The sequence below is a fragment of the Synechococcus sp. SynAce01 genome, from assembly GCF_001885215.1.
In the GTDB taxonomy this organism is placed as follows: Bacteria; Cyanobacteriota; Cyanobacteriia; order PCC-6307; family Cyanobiaceae; genus Regnicoccus; species Regnicoccus frigidus.
This window is the reverse complement of the sequence record NZ_CP018091.1, coordinates 216,811-233,617: the sequence shown is the minus strand read 5'-3', so window position 1 is coordinate 233,617 and position 16,807 is coordinate 216,811. Positions and strand designations below refer to the sequence as shown.

Annotated in this window: 21 protein-coding genes and 1 pseudogene; 8 read left to right on the top strand and 14 right to left on the bottom strand. The window is 62.0% G+C overall.

Translation table 11 applies throughout. From position 1 onward, the window contains the following. Positions 1 to 22: 22 nt before the first annotated feature. From BM449_RS01260 to BM449_RS15270, 4 genes are all read right to left on the bottom strand, one after another. The gene (locus BM449_RS01260) at positions 23 to 3,139 is read right to left on the bottom strand and encodes a type I restriction endonuclease subunit R (protein WP_071799755.1); all 3,117 of its coding nucleotides are present in this window, start codon (positions 3,137 to 3,139) and stop codon (positions 23 to 25) included. Then, a complete protein-coding gene (locus BM449_RS01255) occupies positions 3,136 to 4,185 on the bottom strand; it encodes a virulence RhuM family protein (protein WP_071799754.1) in 1,050 nt (349 codons plus the stop codon). The genes BM449_RS01260 and BM449_RS01255 overlap by 4 nt, the downstream gene beginning before the upstream one ends. A gap of 75 nt (positions 4,186 to 4,260) precedes the next feature. Next, positions 4,261 to 4,611: a hypothetical protein gene (locus BM449_RS01250; protein WP_071799753.1), complete on the bottom strand. Its 351-nt coding sequence runs from the start codon at positions 4,609 to 4,611 to the stop codon at positions 4,261 to 4,263. Between the two features lie 220 nt (positions 4,612 to 4,831). Next, positions 4,832 to 5,350 carry a hypothetical protein gene (locus tag BM449_RS15270; protein ID WP_233830904.1) on the bottom strand — a complete coding sequence of 173 codons (519 nt, stop codon included), beginning with the start codon at positions 5,348 to 5,350 and terminating at the stop codon, positions 4,832 to 4,834. A 96-nt stretch (positions 5,351 to 5,446) separates the two neighbouring features. Here BM449_RS15270 and BM449_RS01240 point away from each other — a divergent pair, with 96 nt between their 5' ends. The 4 genes from BM449_RS01240 to BM449_RS01225 all read left to right on the top strand — a co-directional run bounded on the left by BM449_RS01240 (position 5,447) and on the right by BM449_RS01225 (position 7,026). Further along, positions 5,447 to 5,731, top strand: coding sequence for a DUF1778 domain-containing protein (locus BM449_RS01240; protein ID WP_071799752.1), 285 nt, complete (start codon positions 5,447 to 5,449; stop codon positions 5,729 to 5,731). Next, a complete protein-coding gene (locus tag BM449_RS01235) occupies positions 5,728 to 6,246 on the top strand; it encodes a GNAT family N-acetyltransferase (protein WP_071799751.1) in 519 nt (172 codons plus the stop codon). The genes BM449_RS01240 and BM449_RS01235 overlap by 4 nt, the downstream gene beginning before the upstream one ends. A 109-nt stretch (positions 6,247 to 6,355) precedes the next feature. Continuing rightward, on the top strand, positions 6,356 to 6,604 hold the full coding sequence (locus tag BM449_RS01230) for an AbrB/MazE/SpoVT family DNA-binding domain-containing protein (RefSeq protein ID WP_071799750.1): 249 nt from the start codon (positions 6,356 to 6,358) through the stop codon (positions 6,602 to 6,604). Between the two features lie 5 nt (positions 6,605 to 6,609). Continuing rightward, positions 6,610 to 7,026, top strand: coding sequence for a type II toxin-antitoxin system VapC family toxin (locus BM449_RS01225; RefSeq protein ID WP_162922816.1), 417 nt, complete (start codon positions 6,610 to 6,612; stop codon positions 7,024 to 7,026). Positions 7,027 to 7,033: 7 nt separating this feature from the next. Here BM449_RS01225 and BM449_RS14365 read toward each other — a convergent pair whose 3' ends face one another. Beyond that, entirely contained in the window at positions 7,034 to 7,243 is a 210-nt protein-coding gene (locus BM449_RS14365) for a DUF4357 domain-containing protein (protein ID WP_083544316.1), read from the bottom strand. Positions 7,244 to 7,510: 267 nt separating this feature from the next. Further along, complete coding sequence (locus tag BM449_RS01215; RefSeq protein ID WP_071799748.1) at positions 7,511 to 7,693, bottom strand: hypothetical protein; 183 nt, start codon at positions 7,691 to 7,693, stop codon at positions 7,511 to 7,513. Positions 7,694 to 7,731: 38 nt separating this feature from the next. On the opposite strand from BM449_RS01215, the gene BM449_RS01210 reads away from it, so the two are divergent. Then, entirely contained in the window at positions 7,732 to 7,932 is a 201-nt protein-coding gene (locus BM449_RS01210) for a hypothetical protein (RefSeq protein ID WP_071799747.1), read from the top strand. A 272-nt stretch (positions 7,933 to 8,204) separates the two neighbouring features. On the opposite strand, the gene BM449_RS01205 is transcribed toward BM449_RS01210, so the two are convergent. The 6 genes and pseudogenes from BM449_RS01205 to BM449_RS01185 form a co-directional block, all read right to left on the bottom strand. Then, positions 8,205 to 9,071 carry a hypothetical protein gene (locus tag BM449_RS01205; protein ID WP_071799746.1) on the bottom strand — a complete coding sequence of 289 codons (867 nt, stop codon included), beginning with the start codon at positions 9,069 to 9,071 and terminating at the stop codon, positions 8,205 to 8,207. Further along, complete coding sequence (locus tag BM449_RS01200; protein ID WP_145537208.1) at positions 9,068 to 9,382, bottom strand: hypothetical protein; 315 nt, start codon at positions 9,380 to 9,382, stop codon at positions 9,068 to 9,070. The genes BM449_RS01205 and BM449_RS01200 overlap by 4 nt, the downstream gene beginning before the upstream one ends. 51 nt (positions 9,383 to 9,433) lie before the next feature. Then, positions 9,434 to 9,865 carry an integrase core domain-containing protein gene (locus BM449_RS15265; RefSeq protein ID WP_233830899.1) on the bottom strand — a complete coding sequence of 144 codons (432 nt, stop codon included), beginning with the start codon at positions 9,863 to 9,865 and terminating at the stop codon, positions 9,434 to 9,436. Positions 9,866 to 10,113: 248 nt separating this feature from the next. After that, positions 10,114 to 10,371, bottom strand: a pseudogene (locus BM449_RS15260) (leucine zipper domain-containing protein); the annotation flags it as partial. A gap of 535 nt (positions 10,372 to 10,906) precedes the next feature. After that, positions 10,907 to 12,229 (bottom strand): restriction endonuclease subunit S, encoded by a 1,323-nt coding sequence (locus tag BM449_RS01190; protein ID WP_071799744.1) that lies wholly within the window; start codon positions 12,227 to 12,229, stop codon positions 10,907 to 10,909. Beyond that, on the bottom strand, positions 12,219 to 14,042 hold the full coding sequence (locus BM449_RS01185; protein WP_205526834.1) for a class I SAM-dependent DNA methyltransferase: 1,824 nt from the start codon (positions 14,040 to 14,042) through the stop codon (positions 12,219 to 12,221). The genes BM449_RS01190 and BM449_RS01185 overlap by 11 nt, the downstream gene beginning before the upstream one ends. Before the next feature lie 86 nt (positions 14,043 to 14,128). On the opposite strand from BM449_RS01185, the gene BM449_RS01180 reads away from it, so the two are divergent. Further along, positions 14,129 to 14,356, top strand: a complete 228-nt coding sequence (locus tag BM449_RS01180; RefSeq protein WP_071799743.1) for a DUF433 domain-containing protein — start codon at positions 14,129 to 14,131, stop codon at positions 14,354 to 14,356. Between the two features lie 118 nt (positions 14,357 to 14,474). Here BM449_RS01180 and BM449_RS01175 read toward each other — a convergent pair whose 3' ends face one another. Both BM449_RS01175 and BM449_RS01170 read right to left on the bottom strand, forming a co-directional pair. Beyond that, the gene (locus tag BM449_RS01175; protein WP_083544315.1) at positions 14,475 to 15,143 is read right to left on the bottom strand and encodes an HD domain-containing protein; all 669 of its coding nucleotides are present in this window, start codon (positions 15,141 to 15,143) and stop codon (positions 14,475 to 14,477) included. Next, the gene (locus BM449_RS01170) at positions 15,140 to 15,541 is read right to left on the bottom strand and encodes a DUF393 domain-containing protein (RefSeq protein ID WP_071799742.1); all 402 of its coding nucleotides are present in this window, start codon (positions 15,539 to 15,541) and stop codon (positions 15,140 to 15,142) included. Before BM449_RS01170 ends, BM449_RS01175 begins: the two co-directional genes overlap by 4 nt. Positions 15,542 to 15,626: 85 nt before the next feature. On the opposite strand from BM449_RS01170, the gene pdxH reads away from it, so the two are divergent. Both pdxH and BM449_RS01160 read left to right on the top strand, forming a co-directional pair. Further along, entirely contained in the window at positions 15,627 to 16,307 is a 681-nt protein-coding gene (gene pdxH / locus BM449_RS01165; protein ID WP_071799741.1) for a pyridoxamine 5'-phosphate oxidase, read from the top strand. Beyond that, positions 16,273 to 16,788, top strand: coding sequence for a DUF4079 domain-containing protein (locus tag BM449_RS01160; RefSeq protein WP_083544314.1), 516 nt, complete (start codon positions 16,273 to 16,275; stop codon positions 16,786 to 16,788). Before pdxH ends, BM449_RS01160 begins: the two co-directional genes overlap by 35 nt. Positions 16,789 to 16,807 lie beyond the last annotated feature (19 nt).

The window sequence follows — 16,807 nt, the reverse complement described above, 5'->3', positions numbered from 1 at the left end:
GGTAGCTCCGCAATGCAACCACTTACACCCAGGCCGAACACAACAGCTCCGCCTGAGCCAGCACGGTTTGCACAGCGGCGTCCTGTAGATCAGGTGGGTAGCCGTAGCGGTTGAGGATGCGTTTCACCATCACGCGGATCTTGGCGCGGGCACTTTCGCGCAGGGTCCAGTCGATCGACACGCTCTTTTTCACCTGGGTGATGAGTTCGGCGGCGATCAGTTTGAGCTTGGCGTCACCCATGGCTTCAACGGCGCTGTCGTTGGCAGCGAGGGCGTCGTAGAAGGCGACTTCGTCGTCGGAGAGGCCGAGGTCTTCGCCGCGTTTGCTGGCGGCATCGAGCTCTTTGGCGAGCGAGATGAGCTCCTCGATCACCTCGGCGGTGGTGATGGCGCGGTTGTGGTAAGCATTAAGGGTTTTTTTGAGCTTCTCGGAGAACACCTGGCTCTGTACCAGGTTGCGTTTTGAGCGCACTTTGAGCTCATCTTTGAGTAGTTTTTCCAGCAACTCCGCGGCCACATTCTTATGCTTAAGGCCACGCACCTCGGCGAGGAACTGATCGCTGAGGATCGAAATGTCGGGCCTTGGCAGGCCGGCTGCGGTGAACACGTCGATCACCTGGCCGTCGGTGCTGATCGCCTGACTCACCAGCTGGCGGATGGCGGCGTCGATCTGCTCAGGTGATCGGCTGGTGGAGCTGGTTTGCTTGGAGAGGGCAGCCTGCAACGCCTGAAAGAAACTCACGTCGTCGCGGATCTCGGCGGCTTCGTCGCTGGCGGAGCATAGGGCGAAGGCGCGGGAGAGTTCGGCCACCACCTGCAGCCAGCGCTGCTTGCCGTTCTCCTGAAACAGGATGTGCTCCTGGCCTGCGGGAAGGAGCTGCAGGCGCTCGGTGGGGGTGCCGCTGGTCCAGGCCGACCAGTCAAACCCGTGCAGGAGATCCGAGGCGATGCCGTGTTTTTCGAGCATCACGGCGATGGCGCCGGCGGTGTCGAAGGTGGGGTCGCCTTTGCCGCCGCTTTCTGTGTAGGTGGCCAGGGCCCGCTTGAGCTGATCGGCGAGGCCGAGATAATCCACCACCAGACCGCCGGGCTTGTCGCGGAAGACGCGGTTGACGCGGGCGATCGCCTGCATCAGCCCGTGGCCCTGCATCGGCTTGTCGGCATACATGGTGTGCAGACAGGGGGCATCGAAGCCCGTGAGCCACATGTCACGCACGATCACGATCTTGAAGGAATCGTTGGCATCCTTGAAGCGGTTGGCCAGCTGGCGGCGGGCCTCCTTGCTGCGGATGTGGGGCTGCCAGTCGGGGCCGTCATCGGCGCTGCCGGTCATCACCACCTTGAGGGTGTCAGTCGCCCATTCGGGCCTCAGCTGAATCAAAGCGTTGTAGAGATCGACGCAGATGCGGCGGCTCATGCAGACGACCATCGCCTTGCCATCCATCGCCTCCAGGCGTTTCTCCACATGCGCCACCAGATCGGCGGCCACCAGGGCGAGGCGCTGGGGATCGCCAACCAAGGCTTCGAGGGCGGCCCACTTGGTTTTCAGCTTTTCCTTGCTGGTTTGCTCTTCGCCTTCGGTGATTTCCTCGAATTCGGCATCAAGACCAGGCAACGCGGCGGCGTTCAGGGAGAGCTTGGAGATGCGGCTCTCGTAGTAGATCGGCACGGTGGCCCGATCGGCCACGGCGCGCTGGATGTCGTAGATGGAGATGTAATCGCCGAACACGGCGCGGGTGTTGGCGTCGGTCTGCTCGATCGGCGTGCCTGTGAAGCCGATAAAGGAGGCGTTGGGCAGGGCATCGCGCAGGTTGCTGGCGAAGCCGTAGGTCATCGCGCCGGTCTTCTCATTCACCTTGCCGCCGAAGCCATACTGGCTGCGGTGCGCTTCATCGGCGATCACCACGATGTTGCGGCGGGCGCTGAGCTCGGGCATCGGCGCACCCTTTTCGGGCATGAACTTCTGGATGGTGGTGAACACCACGCCGCCACTGGCGCGGTTGAGCAGCTCGCGCAACTGCTCACGATTGGCGGCCTGCAGCGGCGTTTGCCCGAGGATGTCGGCGCAGCGCTGGAACTGCCCGAAGAGCTGATCATCGAGGTCGTTGCGATCGGTGAGCACCACCAGGGTGGGATTGGCCATCGCTGGATAGCGCACGATGCGGGCGGCATAGAAGAGCATCGAAAAGCTCTTGCCGCTGCCCTGGGTGTGCCACACCACGCCGGCGCGACGGTCGCCCGGCCTGCCGCCCAAGCTGCGGGCGGCGGGCCCCATGCCGCTGGCGCGCACGGTTTCCTGCACGGCCGCATTCACGGCGTGGAATTGGTGGTAGCCGGCAATGATCTTGTGGAGGGCTCCCGAATCAGGGTCTTCCTCAAAGACGATGAAATGCTGCAGCAGATCGAGGAACCGCTGCGGCTCGAACACACCACGGATCAGCGTTTCCAGCTCCAGGGCTGTGGCGGGGGCGTCGGTTTCGCCATCAATGCTGCGCCACAGCTTGAACCACTCCTGGTTGGCGGTGATCGAGCCGATGCGGGCCTGCAGCCCATCGCTCACCACCAGGGCGGCGTTGTACTGAAGCAGCGAAGGAATCTCAGCTTTGTAGGTCTGCAGCTGGGCGTAGGCGCTCCAGATGGTGGCGCCTTCAACGGCGGCGTTCTTGAGCTCAATCAGGCCCAGGGGCAGGCCGTTGAGGAACACGACCAGGTCGGGCCGGCGGTTGTGTTGGCCGTCGCTGACGCTGAACTGGTTCACCACCAGCCAGTCGTTGGCACTGGCGTCGGCGAAGTCGACCAGCCGTACATGGTCGCCGGCGATGCTGCCATCGGGGCGGGGATACTCCACCGGTACGCCCTCACGCAGCAGGCGGTGGAAGGCGCTGTTGGTCTGTACCAGCGACGGGGTGGCCAGGCGCAACAGCTTGCGCAGGGCTTCCTCACGGGCGTCATCGGGGATGGCTGGGTTGAGCCGGCGAGTAGCTTCGCGCAGCCGGCCCACCAGCACCACATCGCCGAACGACTGCCGCTCCGCCGCCGGTTCGCCGGGGGCGAGATCAGGGCCATGGCGCACCACATAGCCCAGCTCCTGGAACCAGCCAAGGGCCGCCTCTTCGATGAGGGCTTCGGTGAGGGTCATGGCTTCGGCGGTTTGGGCTTCTTCGGCGTCGGTAAGTTCTTCAAGTCTTTGGCAGCCTTCTCAAACTCCACATCGATAGGCTGAGGTTGCGCATCGAGCAGCGCCCGATAGCGGCCATATTCCAACTCAGCTTTCCTCCTGGCAGACTCAGCAGAAACGCTTCCTGCATTGTCCAGTACATCACGTCCGGAGATGGCCAGAAACTCATCCAGCTTCTTGATCCAGTCTCGCATCGTCATCGGCCTGCGCTCCAACGCCTGGAGCTCCGCATATTCGATGTAGAGGCTAACGATACGGTTCAAGACCTGAAGTTCATCTGCGGAGAGGTAGTTCTTGGCGACAGATATGTCACCTTTGCGCACGATGCCGCTGGGTCGTGTGGTCTGCAAGCCCATGAATGGCTTTGTCGCGTCCACCCGCTCGGCGATGACCTCAGCGGCTGTATGGCCATGGGCCGCCCAATGCATCTTGTTCTGCACAGTGGCGAAGAACTGCTGGGTGGTTTCCGCATCCGGCGTGTAGTCCACACTCGTTGCGTAGATATCCAGTACCTTCTGATAGAAGCGACGTTCCGACGAGCGGATGTCGCGGATGCGATCGAGAAGCTCGTCAAAATAGTCTCTCTGACCCTTTCCTGGGGGATTCTTCAGCCGCTCGTCGTCAATGGTGAAGCCTTTCACCAGATACTCGTTTAAGCAGCCAATGGCCCACTGGCGGAACTGAGTGCCTCGATGGCTGCGCACGCGGAAACCGACCGCCAAAACCGCTTCAAGCCGATAATGGCGAAGCTTGCGCGAGACTTCGCGCCCACCCTCCAAACGAACCTGTAAGTAGTTCTTACAAGTTGCCGATTCGACCAGCTCACCCTCAGAAAAGATGCTTTTCAAATGCAGGGTCACGTTCTGGGGAGTTGTTTCAAACAGCTCGGCCATCTGTGCCTGGGTCAGCCACAGGGTTTCATCTTCTAATCGACATTGGATGCGTGTGCGGCCATCTTCTGTCTGGTAGAGGATGAGTTCGGAATCGGGCAAGACTTCGTCGCTCATGAGTTCAGCCAGCTTCCGGAGTGAACTGTTGCAGATTCTGCAACGGTTGTTTGTGGCACCATGCAAGTGGCCTGCTCAATCGCCCGCATACAGCACCCGGCCTTGTGTGCGAGCCGCGAACTCCACAGTGCCTGGCACCTGGGCGCGGGAGTCGTAGAGGGCCTGGCTCGTCACGATCAGGTCGATCGGCATCAACAGCCCGCGCAGGACACGGCGCAGGCGCAGCATTTCCTGGTAGCGGTCGGCCACCTGGGCTTCCACCACCAGAAGGTCAAGGACGTTGGCAACGCTGAGATCCCCTGCGGCAGCGGAACCAAAGGCGATCAGGCGCGTGGGTGCGGCTGCGGCAACCAACCGGCGCACGGCCTCCGCGATCTTCTCGGGGGTCACCGCCCAAGGCTTGCCGGTGAGGTCCTTGCTCAGCATCGTCCCGGCAACTCGTTTGCTTGCCAGCCAGAGGCTAAGCGGTTCCTGAACGACTGTCAGACCTGCTGTCAGTCCCACCGACCCGTTGCACCTGGCGCTGCTGATGAAGGTCATCCTTCCGACCTTGCGGTGAGCTCCCGCAGGACAGATGACCCATGGCCGTCGCTGGCACGGGGCAGTCCCGGGAGATTCGAGTTGCTGGCGGCTTCACGCATCGCCATCAGCTCACCGTGGTGCGCTCCTGCAACGTGCCGCTCACGTACTTGTGCAGCACGCTGCTGATCAGCGTTTGATAAGGAATGCCTTCCTGCATGGCACGGGTGCGGAGGGCCTGGAGGTCACCGCTGGAAAGACGGATGTTGATCCGCTGGTCTTTCTGGCCCGTTGTCTTCGCTGCTTCCTGGAGCTGACTGAGAAGAGCCGGCGTGGCCACACTGCGCAGTTCACCGGCCTCGAATTCAGTGAGAAGCTGCTGCTCTGCAGGCTCCAGTTCAGGCGGGGAGGGGATGATCGTTCTCGCTAACAGATGCTCTTCGGTTTCGATCATCGGCACCAGGTGGACGTAGCCATGGAGCCGCACCACGAGGATGCGCTGCCCTGGATAGCGCTGCTGGTTGGGGTGCTCCAACACGTCGAGCAGATCGCCCGCCTCAATCGCCACCACCACTGCTTCGAAGCACAGCTGCCGCTCGGCCAGGAGTTGAGCATTTTTCTCAGGGCTCCACGCGAAGGGCTTCATCAGGCAAGCCTAGGGAGGCTGTGTGCCTGATGTCATCAGCCTAGGCGGGCCAAGGATCTTGGTGGCCGTACAATTGCCGGACACCGAGGCAGGCCTTTGGACCCCGCCAGCACCCGTTCCCGCAATCGACGCATCGAAGTACGGGCCACAGCCGAGGATCGCCAACTGATTGATCGGGCTGTCACCGCTTCCGGCACCGATCTCACCCGGTTCGTGATCACCCATCTCCGCCTGGCCGCCCAGCAGGTGCTGGCCGACCGCGACGGATTCCGCCTCGACCCCGAGGCGCTCGACGCCTGGGAGCACGCCAACCAACGGCCGGCCCGTTCGCTGAAGGGTCTGCGTGCGCTGATGGATCGGCCCTCACCGTTTCAGGAGTGAGCGCCGGCTACAAGTCGCCCCGGCTGCTGGCCTCCGCCGATCGCCTCGACGGTTTCGAATGCCGGTCCGAGGAGCAGACGATCTGGTTGCGAAAGCATGCCCGCCAGGCCCATGCCCCTGGCGGCACCAGCAGGGTGTTCGTGGTCACCGAAGCGGGCAGCATTGATGTGGTGGCCTACTACGCCTGGTGCATGGCCAGCATCACTCCGGCGCAGGCTCCGCTGCGGCTTCAAAAGGGCGCCGGCCGCTATCCCCAGCCCGTTGCCCTGCTGGCTCGCCTGGGGGTTGACCTTCACCATGAAGGTCGGGGCCTCGGTGCCGCTCTGCTGGCGGATGTGATCGGCCGCACGGCACAGATCGGCTCAGAAGTTGGTTGCCGGGGATTGCTCGTCCATGCCGAGAGCACATCGGCGCGAGCATTCTATCTGCATCTCATCCCGGAATTCGAGCCCTCCCCCACCGACCCATTGCACCTGGTGCTGCTGATGAAGGACATCCTGCGGACGATGGGGTGAGCTCCAAAAGACAGATGACCCTGCTCGTGGCTGAACGAGGCAGGCATGCCCATGGGAGCGTCCCACACCTATCCTTACCAGGTAATACCCAGCCCAGGAGCGAGTGTCGATGGACTCTGCCGATGCCGCCACCAGCTCGATCACCAGCAAGGGGCAGGTCACCATCCCCAAGGCGTTGCGTCAGCAGTTCGGGCTGGCCAGGGGCAGCCGCGTGCGTTTCGCGTTAGTGGGGGATCACATCGAGCTGCGCCCCTGGAAGCCGGAGCAGCCACTGCCTGAGAGCGGGTTCGGATTGCTGAAGACCAGCCGGCCAGCCGTGCCGGCTGACTTTGACCCCGCGAGCCTGCTGCGCCCGTGATTGGCGTGGACACCAATGTGCTGGCCCGCTACTTCGTAGCGGAGGACGATGCCGGTGCGGCCACGGAACGCCAGCACCGGGCTGCCCGCGATCTGATCGAATCCGGCCAGCCGCTGTTCCTGGCCAAAACCGTGGCCCTGGAACTGGAGTGGGTGCTGCGTGGCTACTACGGCTTCCCGGTGGAGAAGGTGCTGCAGGTGTTCGACCACTTGCTGGCCCATCCCGGCCTCACGGCAGAAGACCGGCCAGCCCTGGAGCAGGCCGTGGCCGGGGTGGGCAATGGGCTCGACTTCGCCGATGCCCTGCACCATGCCAGCTGCCGCAGCTGCGAGGCGATGGCGTCGTTTGATGATCGCGGTTTCGTTCGGCGCAGTCGCCAGCTCAATCTCGCGCCACGTCTGTTTGTACCGGCACGTTCCTGAGCGGGAATTAGGGCCTGTATGTCTCAACCAACTCGGAGACCGCCGCCGCTCGCTCCTGGTGCTCCTTGAGGGTGATCCACGCGGCATCCTTCCACTCAAGCCGGCCGTTGGCACTGCGGGCGAGCAATAGAGCCGCCGCCTGGGACGGCGACTTGAACTCGTAGTCCTGGAGCAGTGCCACCTGGTTGTCCTGCCTGGCGTGGACGCCTTGCCGGATGAGTTGCTACCGCGTGCGCATCAGTGCGTTGGGGGCGCTGGCGGTGAAGTCCCGGCGCCCCCTGGCCCCCTTGAGGACGGTGAACCCAGGCCGATCAGCAGGGTCTCCAGGCGCTGGGCGTGGGCCTTGTTCAGGTGGCCGTCCTTGAAGGTGAAGGCGTAGGCGGTAGTCCATAACTCCTTGGCCTGGTGCTGCTCCAGGCGCCACGCGAGGGGGTCCGCCTCCCCGATGTAGGCGATGTCGACGCCGCCGTCCTCAGGGCCGCCGTCAACATGTACACCTGTACACGCCAGGACGACCGGCCTCAGGCCTCTGGGTGAACTCCTTGAGCTGGGAGCGAGGGATCACGTAGCCGATGCCGCTCCAGTTCGTCCTCTCCACGATTCGCATCCCTTCCGGCAGGCCAGAGGGCACGAACAAGCGCAAGGCGAAAGGGCGGGTGGTGGTCATGGGTTGGACACCTTGACGGCGGTGTACGCCTGCCGTTCATGGTTGGGCGTTTTCGGGAACGCAAGGCTCAGTTCCCGCTGGCGGACGAGCACCTTGAGGTACTGATCCCGGAGGGTGTCGGGCTTCCGATTCACCAGTTCTGCCAGTCAGCGGAGGGTGATGAACCGTCCTTCGCAAAGGTCCAGGACGACATCGATCAGCACCTGGCGATCCACCTTTCTCTTGGTTCGGGGCTCTAATGCCATTGCTTCCAAACGGGAGCGCAAAGCCTCTGAGAGCGGCGCCAGATCATCCACCATAGGAAATGGCAGCTGGCCTGACACCAAGCAATCCTCAAGGTCGCGCTGCTCGGTCAAATTCGAGGAGCTGGCACTCAAATTCGGGGAGCTGGAGCCCAAATTCGGGGAGCTCGGCACCGAAATTCGGGGAATAGGGCCAAAAACGTCGTCTGGGGTGGGGATGGCTTCCTGTACTGCCAAATGTGGGCCGGGGATAACAATGGAGGAATTGTTTAGTGTGCAGGCAATTGAGCAGCGGCACCAAACTCTGCCAAGGCCTCTGCCTCATCAAGGATATTCACGACCCGCGACATGGAGCCAAGTAAACGGATCGATTTGTCCACTTCGGCTTGCGAAAGCTGCTCAGGCGTCGCATTCACCAACAACACTGTGTGATCGGAAGTAATAAGTTTGGCATTCAATATGCTCTCAAGCATCCAAGCCGTTGAGTCCCTATTCTTCTGGATCTGAGACTTTCGTTTGGGAATCGGAAAGCGTTGATAAGCTCGTTCAAGCGTACCGTTGGCAATGGCGTGGCTGAAGAAAAACTCCTCATCAACGCCACGGACGGTGCACCTCACAGGATACCTATCGTAGAAGTTGCGATGATCCTTGAGTTGAGTTAGAGTCATCAGTGAATCACACAATTCGTCGAACCCAATATCGCGTGGTTCCTCAGCGGTGTTCGCCTCGATAAGTTGCGCGAAAAGCTGATCCGCCACCGCCGGTAGCTCCTCCTCGCTGATGTCATCAAGCACAGAACCTGAATCCACCACGACGAAATTGCCGCGCGCCGTCTGTTGCAACACCTCAATAAAGCCCGGAGAACTTGACGACACCACGTCACCGCCGCCCAAAGGTCGCATGCTCGTTCCCACGACTGCATCCCGCCAATAGCGAATCCATTGCCGATAGGCACTGGCGGAAGTCACGAAGCTGGGAATGGAGCGACCATCCACTTCTCCCGGGCGATCAGAGTACTCTGCAAGAAAACGCGCCTCAATGCCGAGTAGCGACCAGACGATGACGCCGATGTTGCGCGGCTCGAACCGGTGCAAGTCGGGGATGTATTTTGCAAGCAGGTACTTGGTCGTGTTCATAATGGCAGCCTCCAAGCCTGGATGGCCGAAAACTCGGCCTGGTTGTTGCTGATGATATCTTTCATATTATCTCGCCTTGCCTTCAAAAAGTCAATCGCAGCGGCGACTTCTTGTGCCGTTAGTCCGTAAGGCTTGGCGTCTTCGCAGACTTCTTCGATATAGAAATCCGGCGTTGCCCTGATTCTCCTGAGCCAGTAATCAAAGTAATAGTCATCGTTCACGGCATCGAGCAAGCAATGCCGGTGTTGACCAGAGTCCACTGGATTATTCGTCGTCCAGGAAATTCCTAGCCGGTCGCGCAGCGTCGTCAAGCGTGTCTCGCCCTGTCCTGCGGCGTAGCCTAAGTGTGCTTTCTCACCAGGTCATTCAGCGATCAGCAGCCGCTGGAGGCATTGCTGAGGCGTGAGGCCACCGAGAGCCATGTGGCACCTGCTGCCGTTATAGATCCCCAGATAGCGGGGTAGCCAGCGGTTGCGTTCATCCGATGTTTGGTAGGCGATCACGTAAGCCCATTCCGCCAGGATGGTTTTGATGAACCGTTCGGCCTTCCCGTTGGTCTGCGGCGTGTAGGGCTTGGTGCGGATGGGCTTGAGATCCAAGGCGCGACAGGCTTTTCGCCAGTCTCCAGAGCGGTAGGAGGGGCCGTTGTCTGAGAGGATCCGCCGACAGGTGATCCCCTGCTCAGAGAACCAGCCGACGGCACGGGCCAGGAATCCAACGGTCGTCTCCTTCTGCTCATCAGCCAGCACTTCGACGTAGGCCAGGCGGGTGGCGTCGTCGATCGCGACGTGCACCTTTCGTAGCCGGCACCTCGGGAGGAGCCTTGACGACGGTCGCCGGTGATGCGGTGGCCGACCCGCTCAAACCTGGCCAGCTGTTTGATGTCGACATGGATCATGTCCCCGGGGCGCTCCCACTGGTAGCGACGAACAAGACGTTTGGGGTCAAGGTTCTTCAGTCGTCCCAGACCCAGGCCCTTCATGAGCCGACCAACGGTGGAGAGGGGCGCACAGAGAGCCCTGGCGATGCGGCGGAGCGTGCAGCGCTGGTGCCGCAGGTCTACAGCCTGCTGGAGTTGCTGCGGATCGAGCGTCCGCCGCTGGGTGCGGCGAACACTCCGTCGATCCGCCAGTGCCGCTACGCCGCCTGCTCGAAACCTGGAGAGCCACTTGTAGGCCGTACGCAGGCTGATCCCGGCTTGTGCTGCAAGGGCTTTGAGTGGCACGCCTTCATCGAGATGCCGGCGGATGAGCCGTTCCCGACTGATGGGTGTCAGTCGGGCCAGAGGGTGGCTATGCATGGTGTGTGAGGTCTTGGGACGGTGGTGACACTCCGACCCTGGCGACCTCACACCCCCTTGTCAGCTGAACAACGTGGTGGGACTACACACCTAAGAGAGCGTGACTGTGGTCAAAGATGTTCATTTGCAATGGAATGCCGTAGAAATCCACTGAGAAGTTCTCCGCATGCCGGTCACAGTTCGCTATCCAAATGTCAAAGAGTAGTAACCCCGCTGACAATGACGGCAAAACCCTCACGCAATTCGCCACATTCACCGGCGGCAGTGTATTCCCGGTTAAGTTGAAGTCCAGCGAAGCGAAAAGAGGCCCGCCACTCGCCTGCGAAACTATTCCCACTGGAGGAACGGGCAGGCGGAGAAAGCGTCCGAGTTCGCCACAAATCAATTCGTTCGGGATGCAGTAAGGAGCCACCGCCGCGCTGTTCTCTTTCGCAACTGCGCTTAAATACACATAGCGACTTCCAGCAACGCCAATCCCTAGCTGGCGTCCGACTGACTCAATCCTATAAATTGCACTGGGCATTATGGAATGAGATTACAGGGTGGCGGATGCTTCTTCGGCAAGCCATCCGTCGCCCGCCAGCCTCAGCTCCCCGCTCAGAAGCTTCGGAAGCAACGTGTTGCGCAGGTTGGCAAGGGTGCCGGATTGGTTTGCGTTGGAGTGGATTTTGTCCCAAAGTGGAGCTACACGGACCTCAAAGGTTTTCTTCAAAGCTGTGGGCGGATTGAGTACCAAGTAGTTAGGGAATTGAGTCAGAGGGATTCGATCCACGGTAGCGCCCTGAACAGAATGCTGCATAAGGTATCGCTGGAATTCTGGGCCGATGAACTGGTGAAACCAAAAGTGAGCGTGGCCGTTCTCAGTTCTTGGCCGAATCAGCGCCAGCCTGCGTCCGAGGCAACATCTCAGTCCTGGGGGGATTAGGGTAAAGAATCCAAGTGTTGCTTCATAACTGAATACAATATCAAGCGGCCTTGGAGTTACGCGTTTCGTCCAATGGAACCAGTCTGATTCACTGATATGCCTTATTTCGCTGAGATCAAGAGCCGTTCCGGTAAGGTTCTTGATCCCAAGGAAGACAGGGCCTTCCTCCGCATTGGGTGGTGTAGCGTGTGGGCCATCAAAGACTTCTTCAACAACTTCGCTGATTCGCTTGACTTGCCATCCCTTTGGAATGTCTCCGAGCGGTGAATCTTCTAAGTGATCGGGGAACCTGGCAGCAGTGTCTTGATCGAGCCCAACAGGCTCCCGCCCATCCAGCGTGGCTCGCACAGGATCGAAATCCACGAACCAGCTCTGGAACAGCGCCCGCGCCATCGCCTCCAGCGTCGCGTTCATCCGCCGGTTCAACTCGATCTTGTCGTCCAGCGCCCCAAGCACCGCCGCGATGGCTTGTTGCTCGGCGAGGGGTGGTAGCGCGATTTCAAGCTGCGAGAAATGTCCTTTATTCAGAATTGGTTGCGCTGAACCGCCTGCTGCTTGGTGTCGAATCTCATTTTTGCGCGTGCTGAGGTTGTAGTAGATGAACTCGCTGCTGAATCGGTCGTCCACGACGATTGAATTAATTTGCTGATTGGTGATGCAATCGCGGCCAGCGATAACGGCCTTCCCCATGTCGGAGCCGATGCACGAAACCATAACGGAACCCGCGGGAATCTTTGAGCTTCTAACTGATTCCGCGCCTATTTCAGTGAGGTGGCGTGCGGTCGTGCTGATGGTCTTCCTTCCGTCCATGTCTGATGGGGTGACGAATGGAATCTGACCACCGAAGTTTCCTTCGATCGCAGTCAGTGGTGTCTTGCCCGTAATGACTCGTCCCAAATCACCGAGAGTTAGATCTTCCCACTTACCCGCCATAACCCAGCCCCCTCAGGTTGGCTCTGATGGCCTGCTCCAGCTTCGCCGACTCCGCATACTGAGCCTCCAGCTCCGCCACCAGCCGCGGCATCTTCACCTCAAACGGCTCGCCGTCGTCTTCCACTTCCTCCGCCCCCACATACCGCCCTGGCGTGAGCACGTGGCCATGGGCCGCAATCTCGGCGGTGGTGGCGGATTTGCAGAACCCCGGCACATCGTCGTAGCTCTCCGCGCCGTTGACTCCCCGCCAATGGTGATAGGTGCTGGTGATCTTCTCCAGGTCGGCCTCAAGCAGCTCCCGATGCACCCGATCGATCAGGCTGCCGAGCTTGCGGGCATCGATGAACAATGTGTGCCCGCGCCGATCGCGGAAGCCTCGATGGCCGTCGGCAGCTTTACTCTTCGTCAGGAACCAGAGGCACACCGGAATCTGGGTGCTGTAAAAGAGCTGGCCGGGCCGGGCCACCATGCAGTCCACCAGATCCGCCTCGATCAGGGCGCGGCGGATCTCGCCTTCGCCGCTCTGGTTGGAGCTCATGCTGCCGTTGGCGAGCACGAAGCCGGCCATGCCGCGGGGCGCCAGGTGGTGGATGAAGTGCTGCACCCAGGCGAAGTTGGCGTTGCCCTTCGGCGGTACGCCGTACTGCCAGCGCACGTCGTCGTCCTTGCGGAACCAGTCGGAGTCGTTGAAGGGCGGATTGGCGATCACGTAATCCGCCCGCAGATCGGGATGAATGTCGCGGCGGAAGCTGTCGGCATGCTCGGGGCCGAAGTCGGCCTCGATGCCGCGCAGGGCCAGGTTCATCACTGCCAGCCGGCGGGTGGTGGCGTTGCTCTCCTGGCCGTAGATGGAAATGTCGCCCAGCCGGCCGCCGTGGCTTTCCACGAACTTCTCGCTCTGCACGAACATGCCGCCCGAGCCGCAGCAGGGGTCGTAGATGCGGCCCTTGTAGGGCTCCAGCATCTCCACCAGGCAGCGCACCACACAACTGGGCGTGTAGAACTGGCCGCCGTTCTTGCCCTCGGCTGAGGCAAAGCGGGTGAGGAAGTATTCGTACACCCGGCCCAGCAGATCCACGGAGCGATGGCTCTTCGCAGACAAGCCCTCGCCTTCGCTGGCGGCGGTGAGTTCGATCGTGGCGATCACATCGATCAGTTCCCCCAGGCGCTGCTTGTCGAGGCCAGCTCTGGCGTAATCCTTCGGCAGCACCCCCTTGAGGCGTGGGTTGTCGCGCTCGATCGCCACCATGGCGTCGTCCACGAGCTTGCCGATCGTGGCCTGTTTGGCATGGGCCTGCAGCTGGCTCCAGCGGGCCTCGGCCGGCACCCAGAACACGTTTTCGGCCTTGTATTCGTCGGGGTCTTCCGGGTTGGCGCCCTCGTAGTCGCCAACGCCGGCGAGCAGCTTGACGCGATGCTCTTCGAAGCTGTCTGAGATGTATTTGAGGAAGATCAGGCCGAGCACCACGTGCTTGTATTCGGCCGCGTCCATGTTGTTGCGCAGCTTGTCGGCCGTAAGCCAGAGCTTGGCCTCGAAGCCAAGGTTGGCGGTGCCGTTGCTGGAGGTTTTGCCCTTGCGGGTGGCCTTGGCGGGGGCGGCCTGCTGCACCACGGGCTCGGCGCCGGCCAGGGACACGCTGTCGCTGCGACCTCGGCCGCGGGTGACGATTCCCTTGGCCACCAGTGCCGCCTTCACATCCTCGTAGAGGGGCTCCTCCCAGCCAAGGGCTTGGCGCAGAGCTGGGTTTTTGACGGGGCTGCCGGCCTTTTCCAGGGCTTCGAGGAAGTCGTCCAGGTGCTCCTGATCGGCCATGGATGGAGCGGGTTGGGCGGCGCTGCAGGGAGTCTGCCTGAGGTGGGGCAGTTTTGAGGGTTAGGCCAGCGGTTCATCGCTTACCGATGGGTCGTCGCGGAGAAGGCTGCGATCCGGAGGTGGCCGTGGCGTTGTGTGGTGGCAAGCCATGCATCCGGGGTATGCGCATCCGGGTGAGTGATGTGCTCGATCTCTATGCCGCCGGGCTCAGCAGCGAACAGATCCTCGCTGAGCTCCCCGATCTTGAAGCGGAGGATCTACCAGCAGCTCTTCGTTACGCGGCACGGGAAGTCGCTCTCCCCTTGGATCAGTAGTCGCTTCCCCGACATCGAGGCGTTCTCGGTCAGAAACCTTGGCTTCGGGTGGGGAATACGTCCAACCTCTCTCTTCAGGTGATCCTGCTGCGCTGCCTCGATCAAGCCAGGGCCAGCCTCAGCCCTGCAACTGCCCCATCGATCGCTCCGCGTAGCCCGCCGCCCACACCGCCGGGGCGATGCCGGTGGGCGTCAGCCGTAGGTAGGCCTCGCTGGCGAGGATCTCCCGCACGGATCTTCCCAGCAGCTCGCTGGAGCGGCTGCCGGGCAGGCGGTGGCTGAGGGTCTGGTGCATCCGCAGCAAATACCAGGCGCTGCCGTCGAGGCCGGCCTTGAAGCGATCCCAGCTGTTTGGATCGCGGCGGGCGTCGAGCACCATGTCGCGGGCGTTGTGGGCCTTGTCGGCTGCCGTCACCCGTAGCGAGCTCTCGGGTTTGCGCTCAAGGGAAGCCAGATAGCGCGTTTTGCGCAGCAGCCAGGGCTCCTTGTTGTCGCCGCTGAGGCCCTCGCTGGTGTCGGTGCAGTCGCGCACGATGCCGGCCACCTCCACCCCGAAGGCGGCCGCGATGCTGTCGTAGGTCTGGCCTGCGTCCTCGATGGCATCGTGCAGCAGGGCGGCGATCGCCTCGTTTTCGCTGCCGCCGTCTTCCCAGACCAGGCCGCTCACGGCGATCAGGTGGGAGATGTAGGGCACGGTTTTGCCCTTGCGGGTTTGGAAGCGGTGCAGCTGGGTGGCCCAGCTGAGGGCGGCGGTGTAGCGCTCGCTATGGGCCAGCTTTTGGGTCATCCGCTCGCTCCCCTTCCCCGGCAGAGCATTTCCAGGTCGCCCCGGCCAGTCAGCCGTAGGCGCCAGCTGGCCCAGACGCCATAGAGCGCATCCACCAACGGGCCGATCACGGGCCAGGCGGTGGGGGCATACAGCCAGCCCAGTCCCACCAAGCGGTAGGCCTCTCGGAACACGGCCACATCCTTGATCACGCGGCCATCGGCGCCGAGGCCGCGCATGCTTCCCATCGCCTCGCGGTAGCTGATGCCGCCATGGGCAGCGGGATCGTAATCCGGCGCATCAATGTCGACAAAACGAATCAGGCCCCGGCCGCGATCGCGCCCCTGCAAGGTGTCCACCTCGCGGCGGCAGAGGGGACAGGCCCCGTCGTACAGAAGGGTCAGCGCAGGTTCGGCCATGGCTTTGATCCTGGCGCAAGCCCCGGTGGCAACGCGTCAGGCTGAAGGCTGCGGCCCTGTTGGATGGGGCCCTGCCTAACCGCCCATGCCACCCGCCGCCCCCATTGATCCCGCCCAGCTGCGTCGCGACTACCGCAGCGCGGCCTTGCGGCGGGCCGATCTGGCGGCCGATCCGGTGACGCAATTCCGCCGCTGGTTCGATCAGGCCGTGGCCTCAGAGCTGAACGAGCCCAACGCCATGGTGCTCGGCAGCAGCGATGGCTGCCGCCCCAGCGCCCGCACCGTGTTGCTCAAGGCCTTTGACGCGCGGGGCTTCGTCTTCTTCACGCACTACGAGAGCCGCAAGGCCAACGAGATCGCTGCCCACCCGGAGGTGAGCCTGCTCTTTCCCTGGTATGGGTTGGAGCGCCAGGTGGCGATCCTGGGCCGGGCCGAGCGGATCAGCGCAGCCGAATCACTCAGCTATTTCCTCTCGCGTCCGTTCGGAAGCCGGCTGGGGGCTTGGGTGTCGCAGCAGAGCACCGTGATCGGCTCGCGCTCGATCCTCGAAAGCCAATTGGAAGCCATGAAACGCCGCTTTGCCGGTGGTGAGGTGCCACTGCCGCCGGCCTGGGGTGGCCTGCGCGTGCTGCCATTCGAGTTCGAGTTCTGGCAGGGGCGACAGAACCGCCTGCACGATCGCTTTCGCTATCGGCCCGCCGGGGATCAGGCGGGCTCAGCTGCTGGTGCGGATGTTGCCTGGTGCATCGAGCGGTTGGCGCCCTAACACCGCGGCCCTGCAGGGCTGGATCTCCAGGATCGCTGCCGATTCTGCGGCCAACATCCTGGCCAAACTTGTAGAGATGCCGCTGCTTGGCTTGATGCTCTATTCGGGCTATCTCGGCTACATGGCCAGCTTGATCCGCAAGCTGAGCGCCGAGGAACGCAAGGCAATGATTCCCTTGCAATACGGCCAGCGTCATGCCCAATTGGGTACGGTGATCCTGGGCGTCACGCTGCTGGGGGCTGCTGCTGGAATGGCCGTCACCTTCCTTAAAAATGGCAAGCTGATCATTGGCCCCCACCTCTTCGTTGGGCTGGGTGTGGCCGTGCTGGTGATCGCCACAGCCTTCCTGGGGTCATCGCTTCAGAAGGGCAAAAACTGGGCGCGCGTTCTGCACGTGTCGATCAATGGGGTAGTGCTGCTGCTATTCGACTGGCAGGCCTTCACAGCCATCGCCATCGTTCAAAAGCTGCTGAGTGCCTGATCGAACGGTGCAGCTGAGT